The sequence below is a fragment of the Hymenobacter aerophilus DSM 13606 genome (genome assembly GCF_000382225.1).
Lineage (GTDB): Bacteria > Bacteroidota > Bacteroidia > Cytophagales > Hymenobacteraceae > Hymenobacter > Hymenobacter aerophilus.
Genome location: NZ_KB907807.1, coordinates 154,854 through 170,811, shown reverse-complemented (window position 1 = coordinate 170,811; position 15,958 = coordinate 154,854). Strand labels below are relative to the sequence as shown.

Sequence of the window (15,958 nt, the reverse complement as noted above, 5' to 3'; positions counted from 1 at the left end):
CTTTTGATGTCAATAGGTTGCGGCAGGCCTGCGCGGGCCGCGGTATCGAGGCCAACATCCCGCGCAAACGGCGCTCGGCCGACTGGCAGACCGACGATGACACGCCGCTCGACCCCGAACTCTACCGCCGACGCCTGGTCATTGAGCGCCTCAACGCCTGGCTTGACGGCTTCAAGACCCTGCTCGTGCGCTACGAAACCAGCTTGCAAAACTGGCTGGCCATGCACTGGTTGGCCTTCACCGTATTGTTGCTGCGCAAAATTGCCCCATCTTCTACTTCCTAAACAGCTTCTATCTCTATTGAGAGCCTGGAAAAAACTGGACTATACGGGTGGACGCTAATGGCGCCGCTTGATTGGCTAAACAAAATTCAAAACTCATAATTCAAAATTCATAATTCCAACATCAGTCCGAGTTGAACTTGTAGCCCACGCCCTTGATGGTCTGGATGTGGTGGTCGCCCACTTTCTCGCGCACTTTGCGCACGTGCACGTCCACGGTGCGGGCCAGCACGAATACGTCGCTGCCCCAGATGTTCTGGAGCAGCTCGTCGCGGCCGAATACTTTATGGGGCGAGGAAGCCAGGAAGGCCAGCAGCTCGAACTCCTTTTTGGGCAGCAGGATTTTGCGGCCGTCCTGGTACACGGCAAAGGCCGTGCGGTCGATGGTGAGGCCGTTGATTTCTATCGTGTCGGACACGGGCTGGGGCTCTTTGTCGCGGCGCACGTAGGCGGCCAGGCGGCTGAGCAGGGCCCGGGGCTTGATGGGCTTGGCAATGAAGTCGTCGGCCCCGGCATCGAAGGCGGCCACCTCCGAAAACTCCTCGGCCCGGGCCGTCAGGAAAATGATGTAGGTGTCTTTGAAACGGGGCTGCTCGCGCAGCTGGCGGCAGGCGGCAATGCCGTCGAGGTGCGGCATCATCACGTCGAGCAACACAATGTCGGGGCCGAACTCGGGGGCCAGCGCCAGGGCCTGCTGGCCGTCGGCGGCGCTGGCCACGGTGTAGCCTTCCTTGCGCAGGTTGTATTCGAGCAGCTCCACAATGTCGGGGTCGTCGTCGACTACCAGAATTTTGTAGGCGTTCGGGTTCGGATTGGCGGTTGGGGCTGGTTGCACGGGCAGGGGCGGTTTAGGGTAGAACAGCAGGCGCGCCGATAAAAGTACGGCCGGCCGGCTTTGCCGGCGTGTTATCGTTTCGTTACCCGGGCCGCGGCGCCAGCTCAGCGGGGCCGGCCGGGGCAGCTTGGCCGGCACCGGGTTCGGAATGGGCCACACGAAATCGGCCAGCCCCACTGGGCGGGCCACCGGAGCCACGGGTGCGGCTAGCAGAATCGGGCGGCAGCGGGGGGCGGGGGCAACGAGGGGCGGCATCAGCAAGAAGGAAAACCAGCAGTAAGCACTACCCGCCGGCCATCCGGTACGGGCCAAAAAAAGGCGGCCCCGAATGGGAGCCGCCTGTCACTTCGCTTCATTTCGAAGCCACCATATTGAGCCGGTTTCGCAGGCCCTTGTACTTGTAGAGGTCCACTTTCACGGCCCCGACCAGCATTTCGGCCTGAATGAGGACCGGCACTTTGTTCTGGTCGTCGGAGAGAAAGACTGATACCGCGTTTTCGCCCTTGAACAGCTTGTTTTTGGGCATTTTGGGCACCAGCCGGATAACGCGGATGGTGCCGGCTTTGGTCGAAACAGTTTCGCGGCCCTTGTAAATCACGTCCATCGACATCATCTCCTCATCGAAGAAGCCCTGCACCCGGATTACCTCGCCGGGCCGGCGTAAATCGTAGTTGAGCGTGCGCAGGTAGTAAAAGCCGCTGACGATGTCCTGCACGTTGGCCGGCACTTTAAAGGTGCCGCGCTTCACGTCGTTCTTGTTCTTCTTGTAGCTCTCCACGTTGGCCACGTCGCGCTGGTGGTCGAAATCAACGGTTTCGCGCTTGCGGTAGTTGTTTTCCTCGATGTTGCGGTAGAAGCGGTGCGGCAGGATGCTGGTCGTGTCGATGTAGGAGCGCCAAGTGTCGCGGATGCGCAGGAAGTAGTCGAACGAGCCGGTGGTGCGGCCCGTAACGGTGGCCCGGTAGCAGGGCCGGTCGTTCACGCGGTGCACGTTGTCGTCGAGCTCAATCACCGCCTCGGCCGCGTTAATCAGGCCGTAATGCACCTTGTAGTGCAGGGTTTCGCCCCGCTCGAAGCTCGTGTTGCCCATCGAGCGGGAAACCGTGCTGGCGGGGCCGAAAGCGGCCAGACCAATAAACAGAACACCCAGAAAAACAGGAAGCAGAAGCCAGCGGCGGAGAAACATAAGCAAGTAGAAACGGTGATTCGGCCGGTTCATCTCAAATGCGGTGCCAGTAAAGGTACTCGGTTTTGAGCAGGCCTGAAACTCGGTCTTATTTAACGGCCGCGCGCCGCGTATGGATTTAACCCCGACGCCCGGCCGGCACCCGCCTGGTGGTCGGCCACAAAAAAAGCTTCTCCGTTGCCGGAGAAGCTTTTTACTTATGCCGCAGGCAGAGGCGCTTACGCTTCGTCCTCGGCTTCTACGGGCTCCAGCGCCTCTTCGGCGTCGATGGTGCGGTCCTCGTCGAGGGCGGCGAGGGCCTCCTCGGGGTTGCCCTTCACCTTGGCCCGAATCTGGGCTTCGATTTTGTCGGCTAGCTCGGGGTTGTCCTGCAGAATGGTTTTCACCCCCTCGCGGCCCTGGCCGAGGCGGTTGCCGTCGTAGCTGAACCACGAGCCTGACTTGGCAATAATGCCCATATCCACGCCGAGGTCGAGGATTTCGCCCACTTTGGAAATGCCTTCGCCGTAGATGATGTCGAACTCAATCACCTTGAACGGCGGAGCCACCTTGTTCTTGGCCACCTTCACCTTGGTGCGGTTGCCGGTAATGTTGTCCTTGTCTTCCTTGATCTGGCCAATCCGACGAATGTCGAGGCGCACCGAGGCATAGAACTTGAGCGCGTTACCACCGGTGGTGGTTTCGGGCGAGCCGAACATCACGCCGATTTTCTCGCGCAGCTGGTTGATGAAAATGCAGCAGCAGCCGGTTTTGTTGATGGTGCCGGTGAGCTTGCGCAGGGCTTGGCTCATCAGGCGGGCGTGCAGACCCACTTTCGAGTCACCCATGTCGCCTTCCAACTCGCCTTTGGGCACCAGGGCAGCTACCGAGTCAATTACGATGATGTCGATGGCGCCGCTGGAAATCAGCTGGTCGGCAATTTCGAGGGCCTGCTCGCCATTGTCGGGCTGGGCGATGAGCAGGTTGGCCGTGTCGATGCCGAGCTTGCGGGCGTACACCGGGTCGAAAGCGTGCTCGGCGTCGATGAAGGCCGCAATGCCGCCCTTCTTCTGGGCTTCGGCAATGCAGTGCATGGTGAGCGTGGTTTTACCCGACGACTCGGGGCCGTAGATTTCGACCACCCGACCCTTGGGCAAACCACCCACGCCGAGGGCAATATCGAGGCCCAGCGAGCCGGTGCTGATAACTTCGACGTCCTGCACCTTGCTGCTGTCGAGCTTCATTACGGTGCCTTTGCCGTAGTTCTTATCGAGCTTTTCGAGCGTCAGGTTAAGCGCCTTTAGCTTTTGCTGCTGCGGGGTCAGGTCTTTGCTATCGGCTTTGTCAGCTTTTTCGGCTTTCTCAGCCTTATCGGCTTTATTGGAGTTTAAGGCCATCAGAAAAGGGGTAAGTGAATTTGCTTAGGTTTGGTGAATGTAAGTCTTTTTGCCAGCCCGTGCAAGCCATTCAGGGCTACCGGAGGGGCTGGCATCTGGTAACGCCGCCGGGCTATATTTTGTGCCCGCAATGCTAAAGAAATTCGTCGGATTCAGCAGCTTTTTTTCGTGCTAAGATTTTTAGAAGTGAAGCCGGTTTTTAGCACCCTGATACTGACCGCCCTAGCGGCGCTGGCCGCCAGCCCCGCCGCGCACGCCCAACTTGATAACCGTGCCTTTACGGCCGATGCGCCCGGTGCCCCGCGCGGAAAACCCGGCATTCTGGGCCCCGCCCAACCTCTGGCCGCCGCCGAAACCCCCGCGGCCGGCGAGCTGCGCCTCTCGCTGCGGGCCTTCACGTTCTTCAAAGACAACGAGTATTTCAACGCCATTGCCGACGGCTACACGCTGTTTGGCACCCAGCTCAACCCGCAGCTGGCCTATAACCCCACGGCCAACCTGCGGCTCGAAGGCGGCGTGCTGCTGTGGAAGGATTTCGGCACGGCGCGGCTGCGGCAGGTGCGCCCCACGTTCCGGGCCACCTACACCAAAGGGCCGCACGAAATCACGCTGGGCAATATCCGGCCACACCTCAACCATGGCTATATCGAGCCGCTGTTCAACTTCGAGCGCGTGATGTTGCGGCCGCTCGAAGAAGGCCTGCAGTACCGCTACCACGGCACCCGGTTGGCGCTGCTCGATGTGTGGGTGGACTGGCAGCGGCAGCAGTACCGCTTCAGCAATTTTCAGGAGGAAATTGCCGGCGGACTGAGCGCCACCGTGCGCCTTACGCCCGAAGGCAGCCCGTTGCTGCTCACGCTGCCGGTGCAGTTCACCGCCACCCACCGCGGCGGCCAGATTGATACCATTGATAGGCCGTTGCAAACCCTGTTCAACGGCGCCACCGGCCTCGAAGCCCGCTACCAACTGCCCGGCCGCCCGACGGCGTTGCGCCTGCAGGCCTACGGGGTGGGTTTCTACGATAAGTCGTTTACCTACGAGCTGCCCTACAAGCGCGGCGCCGGCCTCTACCTCAACGCCACTGCCGAAACCCGCTACCTGAACGTGATGCTCAGCTACTGGCAGGGCCAGCAGTTCCTCTCGCCCCTGGGCGGCGACCTGTACCAGTCGGCCTCGCGCACCGTGGCCAACCCCGGTTACGTCGAGCCGCACCGTCGCCTGCTGTTTCTGCGCCTGCTGCGCGACTTCCCGCTCGGCGACGCCGCGGCCCTCACCGTGCGCGCCGAGCCGGTGTATGATTTCCAGCAGAAAACCACCGATTTCTCCTTCGGCGTGTACCTGAACTTCCGCCAGGAATGGCTGCTCGGAAAGGTGAAGTAGTGGGATTAAAGTTCTGTCATCCTGAGCGCAGCGAAGGACCTATATAGCAGGTAACGTCTGATGACACCTTCTATATAGGTCCTTCGCTGCGCTCAGGATGACAGAACCTTGAACTCACCATCTCGCCATCTCACCGCTTCAGCATATAATACAGCACCTGCGGGCCGTTGCCCAACAGCCGGTGCAGCCAGGCGGGGCGGGGGCGCACGGGTAGCGGCTGGAAGCCCAGCGCTACGGCAACGGCCACGCTGCGCGGGTTGTCGGGCCGGCAGCGGATGAGCAGGCGGGCGGCGCCAAGTGTCTCGAAGCCGAACGCTACAGCCGCGGCCAGCGCCTCGCGGGCGTAGCCCTGGCCCTCGGCGTCGGCGGCGAGGTAGTACCCGATTTCGAGGGTGACGGGGGCGCTCCAGTTGGGCTTGAGGCTGATGTCGCCGAGGTAGCGGCCATCCGGGCGGTGCCAGATGCCGAGCACGTAGAGCCGGCCGCTGCGCCAGTCGCGGCCGAACTGCGCCAGTAGCCGGGCGCTGGCCTCGGCGGAGCTGGCGGCGGCCTCGCGGGCCGGAAAGGAGGGCCGAAGCCGCAGCCGGTTGGCGGCAATCAGGGCGAAGAACTCCGCCGCGTCGGTGGGGGCGTAGTGCCGCAGCAGCAGGCGGGGCGTGAGGCGCGGGGCAGAGTCGGGAGCAGCGGCGGGGGCGGGCAAGGCGGCGTGTAAAATTTGCGACGAATTGGGAGGAAATGGCCCCGCAGGCCGCGGAAAACGGCGCCGGGTGCCGGGGCAAGCTCAGCACTGGAAACCAGCGGCGGCGGCAGTCGTTCAAAAAGCGTGCTCCGCGCTGGCGCACCGCCCCGACGTTCTACGCGGCCGCGGCCCGGCAGGCGCTTTTTTCACTTTTCACTTATCAATTTCAACCCCGATATGGCAGGCAGACTCCAGGACAAAGTAGCAATTGTAACGGGCGGCGGCTCGGGCATCGGCGAAGCCATCAGTAAACGATTTGCCCGCGAAGGCGCGGCCGTAGTGGTCGTGGGCCTCGACTCGGACCCGGTGCGCGCGGTCGTCGACGAGATTTTGAGCAGCGGCGGCCGCGCCATCGGCTACCTCGGCGACATTTCGCGGCAGGATACGGCCAAAGCCTGCGTAAAAGCGGCCGTTGATGAGTTCGGCCGGCTCGACATCCTCATCAACAACGCCGGCGTGTTTCCGGCCACCGCCGAACTGGACAAGTACCCGGTCGACGCCTTCGAGTACATGATTAAAAACAATATCTACTCGGTGTTTATGATGAGCCGGGCGGCGCTGCCCGAACTGCAGAAAACCAAGGGCAATATCGTGTCGGCCGGTTCGGAGGCCGGGCACATGGGCTCGCCCATGATTACGCCCTACGGCGGTACCAAGGCCTGGGTGATGACCTTCAGCAAGGGCCTGGCCGTGGAGCAGGCCAAGCACGGCGTGCGCGTCAACTGCGTCGGCCCCGGCCCCATCGACACGGCCTGGACCCACAAGGAAACCGGCCCGATGAACTCGAAAATGGAGAAAAACACGGTGAACGGTGTGCCGCTGGGCCGTCGCGGCACGCCCGAGGAAGTGGCCAACGTGTACCTGTTCCTGGCCTCCGACGAAGCCAGCTACGTAACCGGCGCCACCTATTTCGTGGATGGCGGCGTGACGATTTCCAAGAGCCTGCCGGGCGAGGAAGTGCCCGCACGCCTCAAGCAGCAACCCCCGCAACACCTCGACCTGGAGCACAGCAAAGAAGGCAACACCAAAGTGCGCAAAGACGCTGCTGCTTCGATGGGCTAAGACCACGGATTAGCGCGGATTTTAACGGATTGCACGGATTTTGTAGACCATCAAAAAAGCCACCTCAACTGAGGTGGCTTTTTCTTTTAGCGGATAGCGAATGGGAAAATGATAAGTAGGCCGGCTACAAAATCCGTGCAATCCGTTGAAATCCGTGCTAATCTGTAGTCCGGCTACAGAATCCGTGAAATCCGCTAAAATACGGGCTAATCCGTGGTCTTATTTGGTTTGGGCCACCAAGCCCACGCCGGAGCGCGACTGAGGCGGGCTGCCGAGGGCGTACTGGTTGCGCATCACGTTCACCTGGCGGGCGGCCTCGTTGAAGTATTCGAGGCGGCGGATGAGCATTTCCTTGGTGAGCACCCGGCCTTCGGGCGTGCGCATGAAGCTCTTTTTGTCGGCCAGAATGCGCTGCATCAGGGCCTCATTGTGGGCCTCGTGCTGCTGGAACTGCGCCAGAAACTCGCGTACCTGCTCGCGGGGCGCCAGGTCGGCCGAAAGGCGGAACTGGCCGCCGCCCTGGTTGAGCACCTCGCTCAGCACGTACACTTCCAGCGGCAACGACACGTTCAGGGCCGTCGTGCTGATGTTGAGGCCCGCGTCGAGGGCGCTGAGGATGATGATGAGGTTGCGCTCAAACTGCTCGTAGTAACCGGCTGCTTCCATGTTCTTTGAATTAATAATTAGTAATTACGAATTAATAATTGAAAAAGGACTGGCTGCTGTCAGCAGAGCAATTCTTAATTACTAATTCAAAATTACTAATTAACCTAAAGGAGTTCTTTCACCAGCTGATCCACCGTGATGCCCTCGGCTTCGGCCTTGAAGTTGCGCACGAGGCGGTGGCGCAGGATGGGCAGGGCCACCGCCTGCACGTCTTCGATGTCGGGCGAGTATTTGCCGTGGATGAGGGCGTGGCACTTGGCCCCCACAATCAGGTGCTGCGAAGCCCGGGGCCCGGCGCCCCACTCCAGCAGCTGGCTGGCGCGGGCGGCGGCGCGGCCGGTGTTGGGGCGGGTTTTGTGCACCAGGCCCACGGCGTACTCCACCACGTTGTCGGCTACCGGCACGCGGCGCACGAGCTGCTGGAACGCCTGGATTTCGTCGGCGTGCAGCACCTTCTCCACCTGCACGCGGTGGTTAGAAGTGGTGTTCTTTACGATTTGCAGCTCGGCCTCGTAGCTGGGGTAGCCCAGCTCGATGTTGAACATAAACCGGTCGAGCTGGGCCTCGGGCAGCGGGTAGGTGCCTTCCTGCTCGATGGGGTTCTGGGTGGCCAGCACGAAGAAGGGGCGGGGCAGTTGGTAGCGTTTGCCGGCGACGGTTACGGCGTACTCCTGCATGCTTTCGAGCAGGGCCGCCTGGGTTTTAGGCGGCGTTCGGTTGATTTCGTCGGCCAGCACAATGTTGGCGAAAATCGGGCCCGGCACGAAGTGGAAGTCACGCTCCTTGTTCAGCGTTTCCGAGCCCACGATGTCGGAAGGCATCAGGTCGGGCGTGAACTGCACGCGGTTGAACGAGAGGTCCAGCGAGTCGGCAATGGTCTGGATGAGCAGCGTTTTGGCCAGCCCGGGCACGCCCACCAGCAGGCAGTGGCCCTGCGAGAAAACAGCAGTCAGCACCAGCTCCACCACGTCTTCCTGCCCAATAATGACTTTCCCAATCTCGCGGCGCAACCGCTGGTAGGCGGCGGCCAGCGCGTCGGCGGCTTCTTTATCGGAGGCGAAGGGCATTAATGAGAGGTGAGATTTTGAGAAGTGAGAAGTGAGATTTTTGGCCTAACAGGTCAATAGGAAAAGCGAAATGGCAAGTCAATCGTTCTACCCAGAACGTAGTCTCACCTCTCACTTCTCAAATCTCACCTCTAATTAATCGAATTCAGCAGCTTGCAGCCGGCGTACTCGGGGTCGACTTCGAGGTAGACGGTGCCGCGGTTGAGGGCAAACCAGGCGTCGAGGGCTTTGTTTTTCTTCTGGTTGAGGGCGGCGGCGGCAATCTTCTGGTAGTCGTCGTCGAGGTTGGCCTGGTGGGGCGCGCTGTTCGATTTCAGGTACAGAATGCGTACGGCGTCCTTGCCATCCTCGGTGCGGTAGGGCAGGGGCGGGCTGATGCTGCCCACTTTCATCGTGTCGATGGTGAAGAAGATGGCCGGGTCGAGCTGGTCGAGGGGCAGGTAGGTGCTGGCGTCGCGGCGGTTCTGGAGCAGGCCGCCATTGCCGCTGGTCAGCTTGTCGTCGGAGTTGTCCTTGGCGGCTTTGGCGAAGGTCAGGCTGTCGGCCATAATCTGGCGGCGCAGCTTGGCCAGCTGCAGCGAGGCCTCGTTGGTGTCGGTGGTGCCGGTTTCGGGCTTGAGCAGGATATGACGCGAGCTGTACGAGTCGCCTTTGCGCTCGATGAGCTGGATGAGGTGGAAGCCAAACTGCGACTCCACGACCGGCGAAATGCCGCCCGGCTCCAGGCGCAGCGCGGCGGCCTCGTACTCGGGCACCAGCTCGCGGCGCTTGAAAAAGCCCAGGTAGCCGCCTTCCACGGCCGAGCCGGGGTCCTGCGAGTACTCTTTGGCCAGCGTGGCGAAGTCTTCGCCGGCCAGAATGCGGGCCCGCAGCTCATTGAGCTTGGCCTGGGTGGCCTGCTTGACCTTGTTATTGACCTGCGCCACCTTCACAATCTGGCCCACTTCCACCTCGGCCGAGTAGTAAGGCAGGCTGTCTTTGGGCATGCGGTTGAAGAACTGGCGCACCTCGCGGGGCGTTACCGACACCTTGCCGGCAATTTCGTCCTGCATTTTCTGCTGAATCAGCTGCTCCTTTACCTGCGGGCGCAGCTCATCCTTGATCTGCTTGAGCGGCTTGCCGTAGTATTCCTCCAGCTTCTTTTCGGAGCCAATCTGCTGCACGAAATAACCCATGCGGCGGTCCAGTTCGTTCTTCACCTGGCTGTCTTCCACTACCACCGAGTCGGTTTCGGCTTTGGCCAGCAGCAGCTTGTTCAGCGCCAGGCTTTGCAGAATCTTACACTTGGTATCGGGCGGCAGCGGCTTGCCCTCGGCGCGGGCCACTTCCTGCCCGTAAATGCCTTCCAGGTCCGATTTCAGCACAATCTGGTTGTCGACTTTGGCAATAATGCCGTCGACCATGGTACGGCCCACCGGGCGGCCCACGCCGAGTTGCGCGTGGCCAGCCGTAGCCGAAACAACCAGCAATGTGAGGCTTAACAGGGCCTTACAGGCTGGTACTCGCAAAAAAATACGCATGAATCTGGTTCGAATGCCCATCCTGGCAATATGCCCGGCAAAGGGTTGGTAAAAGACGCAACGCCCAAAACCGCCCGTAAATTTCGTTATAAATCCTTGCACCGGCAAAAACCGGGCGTTGCTCTGGATACAGGAGCCATTTTCGGGCCCCGACGTTGCATTCGTGCGCCGGCGCTGGGCCCTACCGCTTACTGGGCTTTACCGCTTGTCATCCTGAGCATTCCGCGAATTGAGCGGCGACGAAGGACCTGTACAGAGTCTAACATCAAAAACTACCTTCTGTATAGGTCCTTCGTCGCCGCTCAATTCGCGGAATGCTCAGGATGACAAATGGCGGCACGGCCTACCGGACTTTACTTGGTTATCAGCTTGTCGACTTCGCTGCGGTTGATTTTTACCGGATTCTGGGCCTTGAGCTGCTCCAACCACTCTTTTTCCAGGAAGTTCTGGTAGTCGGAAGTGGCCTGGCCGCGGGCTTCGTTCAGGGCCTTGGGACCGGCGGGCAGCTGCTTATCGATGACGACGGTGTAGTAGCGGCCGTCCAGCTCGGTCTGGTACACGCCGGGCGCCTTGTCCATAAACTGGTCGGCGGCCTTGCTTTCACCCTTGGCAAAGCTGCGCTGCTGAATCTGCACGGCCAGCGGATTTTTCTCGTTGAGCATGGCCTCCAGCGCGGCCGGGCTGGTGGTGGTCAACTCGAAGCGCACTTGGCCGGCGGCGCCAGCGCGCGGCTCGGCCGTGGCGCGCAGGCGGTCGGCGGCAATGCTTTTGCTCCGCAGGTAAGCCACTACGCGGTCGGCGCGCCGACGCGCCAGGGCCGGCGTTTCCCCTTTCTTCACCCGGCCCACCGCATTCAGGGTCAGGGTTTCATCGGCTTCGAGGCGGAAAGCCAGCTCGTCGAGGGCCTGGTTACTGGCGGGCAGGTCGGCCGAGCCGGTGCGGAAGGCGACGGGGGCGGGCAGGTCGGCTTTCAGCTGGTAGCGGCCCACCGCCATATATTGCTGGGCCTGGTTGCGCAACTGGGGCGTGGCGGCGCTGATGACGGTGGCCTGCACCCGCGGGCCCCACTGGTAGTTGGCCTGGTTGGCGGCGAAGAACTGCTGCAGGCCCACCGTGTCCTCGATGGCCTTGCTCCACACCTTCTCATCCATCAGCTGGAACAGCAGAATCCCGTCGCGGTACTCTTTTACCAGCATCCGGTAGTCCTCGTACTTGTTTTCGAGGTTGGCCTTCTCGAACTCGGTCAGGCGCTGGTCCACGTACTGGTCGTAGAGCTGCTGCATGGCGAAGCGTGGCTCGGCACCGGCACGCGGGCGCTGGCTTTGCTGGGCGTAAGTCAGGAAATCCTTTACCAGGTAGGGCTGGCCCTGAATGGTGAACAGGGCCGAGTTGTCGGTGATGTTCTTGCCGGCCTTGCCCGTGGCGGCGGCCGGCGCCGAGTAGGCAAATCGGCCCTGCACCAGCGAGGTATCGGCCTTGGCCAGCACGTACTCCTTCACGGCCGGAATTTCTACGAAGTTGTTTTCGCGGCGCACGCGCTTGAGGAAGGCGGCCCGGTTGAGCTCGGAGCGCGAATCCTTGGACACCTTGCTTTTGAGCGTGGGCTCCATGGCCTCAAACGACGGCACGGGCTGCTTTTCAGTCAGCTTGATGATGTGCCAGCCGTAGGGCGTCTGCACGGGCGGGGCAATGTCGCCGGGCTGCTGCAGCTTGAACGCGGCTTCCTCGAAAGAAGGAATCATGCGGCCGGTGCTGAAGGCCGGCAGCTCGCCGCCGTTGGGCGCCGAGCCGGCATCCTCCGAAAACTGCCGCACCAGCTTGTCCCAGTTCTCGCCCCGGCGCAGGCGGGCGTACAGCTCGTCCACCTTCTTTTTGGCCGTAGCCGAGTCGGCGGCGGGCATGTCGGGCTTGGTGCGGATCATGAGGTGGGCCACCTTGATTTCGCCCTGCGCGGGCCGCACGTTGTCCACCTTAATCAGGTGGTAGCCGAAGCGGGTGCGCACCGGCTGCGACACCTGCCCGGCCGCCGTGGCATAAGCTGCCGACTCGAAGGGGTACACCATCTGCATGGCCGTGAAGTAGCCCAGCTTGCCGCCGTTGCCACTGGCGCCGCGCGCCGAGGGGTCGTCGGAGTTTTCGCGGGCCACGGCGTTGAAATCTTCGCCGCCTTCCGTTACGCGGCGGCGCAGGTTCAGGGCCTTCTCATAAGCGGCCAGCGTGTCTTTGGGAGCGGCATCGGGCGCCACGCTCACCAGCAGGTGCGAGGCACTGATTTCCTTGCTCAGGCGGTCGTAGGCCTCGCGCACGAGCTGGTCGGTTACGCTTTTCTCTGTCAGGTAGGGCTGGGCCAGCTGCTGCTTGTAGCCCGCCAGCTCCTGCCGGAAGGCCTGGGTGGTATCAAGGCCGCGCTGCTCGGCGGCCAGCACCTTCAGCTTGAAGTTGGTGTAGAGGTCGAGGTACTCCTCCACGCTGGCCTTGGTGCCGAAGCCGGGGTCGGAGGCGTTGTTCTTGCGGTACACGTAGGCAAACTCCGAGGCCGGAACGGCGGTGGTGCCCAGGGTTTCGACGGCGGCCGTAGGGGTGCTAGCGGCGGGTTTGGTGGCCTGGCACCCGGCCAGAAGGGCAGCCGCAGCAGTGCCGGCAAACAAAAAACGGTGGTGCATACGAAGAAAGAAGGGAATCGGCGGGCGTAGTTGCGCGCCGGACCAAGGGCCCAGGCGCGGGGTGAACTACAATTTTACGGATTTTTTCCCGGCGGCCGGAACCGGCTGCCCGCGCCGCCGCGCCGGCTCAGGCCAGCGTCTTGTAGAGGCGGCAGATGGTATGCTCGCCACTCGTGCTGTACTCCACCCGGTCCATGATGCGGTTGACGAGCATCATGCCCACGCCGCCCTTTTTGCCCACCCGCACAAATTCGCGCAAATCGGGCTCCTGGTAGGGCCCGGGCGAGAAACCCGACACGGTGCCATCCTCAATCTCGAAGCCCAGCTCGCGGTTGTGCACATCTACGCGCACATCCAGAAACTGCTTTTCGTCCTCGGCATTGGAGTGGATGATGAAGTTGGCCACCACCTCATCCACGGCCAGAATCAGCTGATTCACCACGACCTCCGACAGCTGCTGCCCGGCCAGATAATCGGCCACGAAGTCGCGCACCACCTTCAGGTTGCGACGGTTGCAGCTAATACGAATGGCGTGTTGCATGCCTTGGCGGTACGGGCAAAATCAGGAAAGTGAACTCAAACGGCGGCGGCGTCGGCTTCCGAGGGCACAATGGTCATCAGCGAATCGAGGCCCAGTATCTCAAATACGTTGCGCACTTTTTCCTGCATATTGAAGAACACCAGCTTCACGTTGGCGTCCTGAAACGTCTGCAGGTGCGAGATGAACACGCCCAGGCCGGCCGAGGAAATGTAGTTGAGCTGCTGGCAATCGATGAGCACTTTCTGGGTGCGCAGGATTTCGGGCTTGCTGAGTTCCGTGTCGAGCAGAACGGAAGAGCTGGCGTCCAGCTCGCCGTTGAGGGCCAGCGTGAGCGTGGTGTCGGTGGCGTGTTGCGTTATTTTCATGGCTTGAAGCTACGTTAAAGCCCGGTCTCAGGTTGGGCCGACCGGAATTTAATGACCAGCAGCGTCTGGTCGTCGTGCATGGGCTGGCCCTTGCTGAACTCGTGCAAATCGGCCAGGATGTGCGCCTTAATCTGGTCGGCGTTGAGGTAGTAGGAGGCTTCGAGCAGGCGTTGCAGGCGCTCCTCGCCGTACTCTTCCTGGGCCGCGTCGCGGGCCTCCACGATGCCGTCGGTGTAAATCACCATCACGTCGCCGGGGTTGTAATCGTAGAACTGGTTTTTGATGTGCTTCTCGTAGCCGTCGTGGCGGATAATGCCCAGCCCCAGCCCGGGCGTCTGGAAGTAGGAAACTTCCTCCTTGATGGAATGATAGTACAGCGTGTGGCAGTGGCCGGCGCGGGCAAACACGAAGCCGCCGTGCTCATAATCAATGATATAGAGCGAAGCCGTGATGAAGGCCGACTTTTCGAGGCAGCGGCCCAGCGCACGGTTGGCCTGGGTCATGAACTGACTGGGCACCGGGAATTTCTCCCGCTCGTTGCGGGCCAGCGGGTTTTCCTGCATCAGCGCATGGAAAATGCCCTTCATCTGGGCCACGTGGAAGGCGGCCGTCACGCCCTTGCCGCTTACGTCGCCGATGAGCACAGCCAGCCGGCGGCCCGGCAGGTGCAGGAAGTCGTAGAAGTCGCCGCCCACTTCGGTGGCCGCCACGGCGTAGGAGCTGATTTCGAACCAGTTGTCAATCGGCAGGTTTTTCGGAATCAGGCTGTCCTGCACGGCCGAGGCAATTTTGAGCTCGTCCTGCACGCGCTGGGTGTGCAGCGAGGCCTGAATGAGCTGCAGGTTTTCGATGCTGAGCACCGCCTGGCTGGCGAAGGTCTGCAGAATGCTCAGGCTCTCGCGGTCGAAGGCCTGGGCGGCTTCCTGCAGCAGATAGATGTTGCCGTATTGCCGCTTGCTGGAACCGAGCGGCATCACCATCAGTGAGCCAAACGGCAGCTGCAGGCGACGAAAACTGCTGCCCACCAAATCGTTGTTGAAATACTCTAGGTTGCCCAGGTTGAACTCGGCCAGCAGCTCGCGGATGGGCGCGGCCTGTTCGGCTGACAGCCGGTGGTACAGGTCGAGGCGGTCTTCGTCGTCGATGGCGTCGATATGCAGCCAGGCGGCATCGGCGCGGGTGGTCTGGATGGCCGAGTCGAAGAACATCTGGTACACCTCGGTCGTGGTCTGGCCCCGCTGGATAAGCTGGGTGAGGCGCTGCATGCTCAGAATCTCCTCGCGCTTCTGCTCGAAAACGCCCGCCGTGGGCAGGTTGAACAGCGTAACCAGTAACCCCATCAACGCATAAAAACCCGCGAAAAAGGCGTTGAGCAGCAGAAACGCGTTCTGCGGCGCGGGCCCCACCAGCCGGAAGGCCGCCTTGGTGTAGAGGAAGTAGGCCACGAACACGCTCATCACCCCAATGATGGCCAGCTGCAGCAGCACGGCCTCAATTTTCTGGCGGCGGCTGAGGTAGGCCACCCACTTCTGGCGGCCACTCAGGTAGGCGCCATAGGCTGCCAGCACCCCCAGCAGCGCCGACGACAGGCCGATGGGCGGCGCGTAGGGCAGCAGGCGCAGCAGCAGCGTGGCGCCGAGCAGCACCTCGAACCACACCCACTGCCGCCGCAGCCGCTCGGAGCCCCGAAACAGCACCAGCGCCCGCCAAGCATAGTTGGTGCGGGCCAGCAGCAGTACAAACAACCCTACATTGAGGGTGTAAAAAGCCGTATGCGCCACCGAATCGGGCCCAAACCCGGGGGCCAGCGCCAGCAGCAGCTGGTGCAGGCCCGCGCCAGCCACAGCCAGCAGCGCCGGCCCCAGCAGCAACCGCCGCAGCAACCCAATAAAATCGACGCCCCGCAGCCGCTCGGCCGTGTTGCGCTCATGCAGAAATACAAGCGCCGTGAACAGGGCCTGCAGCACCAGCACCAGCCCGCTGGAGGGGGCCAGCTGCACGCCGCCCAGGCCCGGGTGCGCGTACAGCAGCGCCGCCGCCAGCAAGGCCAGCCAGCTCAGCAGCACGCCAACAGACAGCAGGGAAAAAGGCTTCCGAGGAACACCCATGCAGACTCGAAGAAAGGAACAGCCAACCCGGAAAAGGCGGCCGGCGGAAAGAAACAGGAGGACAAGATACGCGGCGCGCCGTTAGCAGGCCAAACCGGCCGCCAGCAACGGCAGTACCGCCCGGCGGCGCGGGCCACCAACTGGCTGAACAAACAGGCACCCCGGAGTT

The 15,958-nt window shown here is 61.9% G+C and carries 14 protein-coding genes; 3 read left to right on the top strand and 11 right to left on the bottom strand.

Going from position 1 to position 15,958, the window contains the following annotated elements; all coding sequences use genetic code 11:
- Positions 1–284: transposase (locus H145_RS0108230; protein ID WP_157541375.1), on the top strand; the 284-nt coding region annotated here is incomplete at its 5' end.
- A 121-nt stretch (positions 285–405) separates the two neighbouring features.
- On the opposite strand, the gene H145_RS0108225 is transcribed toward H145_RS0108230, so the two are convergent.
- From H145_RS0108225 to recA, 3 genes are all read right to left on the bottom strand, one after another.
- Positions 406–1,116: a response regulator transcription factor gene (locus H145_RS0108225; RefSeq protein WP_051102988.1), complete on the bottom strand. Its 711-nt coding sequence runs from the start codon at positions 1,114–1,116 to the stop codon at positions 406–408.
- 352 nt (positions 1,117–1,468) lie between these two features.
- Positions 1,469–2,302, bottom strand: coding sequence for a DUF3108 domain-containing protein (locus tag H145_RS0108220; protein ID WP_019947663.1), 834 nt, complete (start codon positions 2,300–2,302; stop codon positions 1,469–1,471).
- 218 nt (positions 2,303–2,520) lie between these two features.
- Positions 2,521–3,678 carry a recombinase RecA gene (gene recA, locus H145_RS0108215; RefSeq protein ID WP_019947662.1) on the bottom strand — a complete coding sequence of 386 codons (1,158 nt, stop codon included), beginning with the start codon at positions 3,676–3,678 and terminating at the stop codon, positions 2,521–2,523.
- 186 nt (positions 3,679–3,864) lie between these two features.
- Here recA and H145_RS0108210 point away from each other — a divergent pair, with 186 nt between their 5' ends.
- Complete coding sequence (locus H145_RS0108210; RefSeq protein WP_019947661.1) at positions 3,865–5,058, top strand: hypothetical protein; 1,194 nt, start codon at positions 3,865–3,867, stop codon at positions 5,056–5,058.
- Between the two features lie 130 nt (positions 5,059–5,188).
- On the opposite strand, the gene H145_RS22690 is transcribed toward H145_RS0108210, so the two are convergent.
- A complete protein-coding gene (locus H145_RS22690; RefSeq protein ID WP_019947660.1) occupies positions 5,189–5,758 on the bottom strand; it encodes a GNAT family N-acetyltransferase in 570 nt (189 codons plus the stop codon).
- Positions 5,759–5,974: 216 nt separating this feature from the next.
- On the opposite strand from H145_RS22690, the gene H145_RS0108195 reads away from it, so the two are divergent.
- Positions 5,975–6,859, top strand: a complete 885-nt coding sequence (locus H145_RS0108195; protein ID WP_019947659.1) for an SDR family NAD(P)-dependent oxidoreductase — start codon at positions 5,975–5,977, stop codon at positions 6,857–6,859.
- 219 nt (positions 6,860–7,078) lie between these two features.
- Here the strand turns inward: H145_RS0108195 and H145_RS20505 are convergent, their stop codons facing one another.
- The 7 genes from H145_RS20505 to H145_RS20500 form a co-directional block, all read right to left on the bottom strand.
- Positions 7,079–7,525 (bottom strand): hypothetical protein, encoded by a 447-nt coding sequence (locus tag H145_RS20505; protein ID WP_019947658.1) that lies wholly within the window; start codon positions 7,523–7,525, stop codon positions 7,079–7,081.
- A gap of 104 nt (positions 7,526–7,629) precedes the next feature.
- Positions 7,630–8,592, bottom strand: coding sequence for an AAA family ATPase (locus H145_RS0108185; RefSeq protein WP_019947657.1), 963 nt, complete (start codon positions 8,590–8,592; stop codon positions 7,630–7,632).
- A gap of 131 nt (positions 8,593–8,723) precedes the next feature.
- Positions 8,724–10,061: a peptidylprolyl isomerase gene (locus H145_RS0108180; protein ID WP_019947656.1), complete on the bottom strand. Its 1,338-nt coding sequence runs from the start codon at positions 10,059–10,061 to the stop codon at positions 8,724–8,726.
- Between the two features lie 404 nt (positions 10,062–10,465).
- Entirely contained in the window at positions 10,466–12,775 is a 2,310-nt protein-coding gene (locus H145_RS0108175; RefSeq protein WP_019947655.1) for a peptidylprolyl isomerase, read from the bottom strand.
- Positions 12,776–12,902: 127 nt separating this feature from the next.
- Complete coding sequence (locus tag H145_RS0108170; RefSeq protein WP_019947654.1) at positions 12,903–13,316, bottom strand: ATP-binding protein; 414 nt, start codon at positions 13,314–13,316, stop codon at positions 12,903–12,905.
- A gap of 35 nt (positions 13,317–13,351) precedes the next feature.
- Positions 13,352–13,681: an STAS domain-containing protein gene (locus H145_RS0108165; RefSeq protein WP_019947653.1), complete on the bottom strand. Its 330-nt coding sequence runs from the start codon at positions 13,679–13,681 to the stop codon at positions 13,352–13,354.
- 14 nt (positions 13,682–13,695) lie between these two features.
- On the bottom strand, positions 13,696–15,789 hold the full coding sequence (locus H145_RS20500) for a PP2C family protein-serine/threonine phosphatase (protein ID WP_083937724.1): 2,094 nt from the start codon (positions 15,787–15,789) through the stop codon (positions 13,696–13,698).
- Positions 15,790–15,958: the final 169 nt, after the last annotated feature.

What these genes read in the sequence shown, in the direction of transcription:
- H145_RS0108175 (WP_019947655.1), bottom strand. Translation starts at nt 12,775, where the DNA reads ATGCACCACCGTTTTTTGTTTGCCGGCACTGCTGCGGCTGCCCTTCTG.
- H145_RS0108185 (WP_019947657.1), bottom strand. Translation starts at nt 8,592, where the DNA reads ATGCCCTTCGCCTCCGATAAAGAAGCCGCCGACGCGCTGGCCGCCGCC.
- H145_RS0108195 (WP_019947659.1), top strand. Translation starts at nt 5,975, where the DNA reads ATGGCAGGCAGACTCCAGGACAAAGTAGCAATTGTAACGGGCGGCGGC.
- H145_RS20500 (WP_083937724.1), bottom strand. Translation starts at nt 15,789, where the DNA reads ATGGGTGTTCCTCGGAAGCCTTTTTCCCTGCTGTCTGTTGGCGTGCTG.
- H145_RS0108165 (WP_019947653.1), bottom strand. Translation starts at nt 13,681, where the DNA reads ATGAAAATAACGCAACACGCCACCGACACCACGCTCACGCTGGCCCTC.
- recA (WP_019947662.1), bottom strand. Translation starts at nt 3,678, where the DNA reads ATGGCCTTAAACTCCAATAAAGCCGATAAGGCTGAGAAAGCCGAAAAA.
- H145_RS0108170 (WP_019947654.1), bottom strand. Translation starts at nt 13,316, where the DNA reads ATGCAACACGCCATTCGTATTAGCTGCAACCGTCGCAACCTGAAGGTG.
- H145_RS20505 (WP_019947658.1), bottom strand. Translation starts at nt 7,525, where the DNA reads ATGGAAGCAGCCGGTTACTACGAGCAGTTTGAGCGCAACCTCATCATC.
- H145_RS0108220 (WP_019947663.1), bottom strand. Translation starts at nt 2,302, where the DNA reads ATGTTTCTCCGCCGCTGGCTTCTGCTTCCTGTTTTTCTGGGTGTTCTG.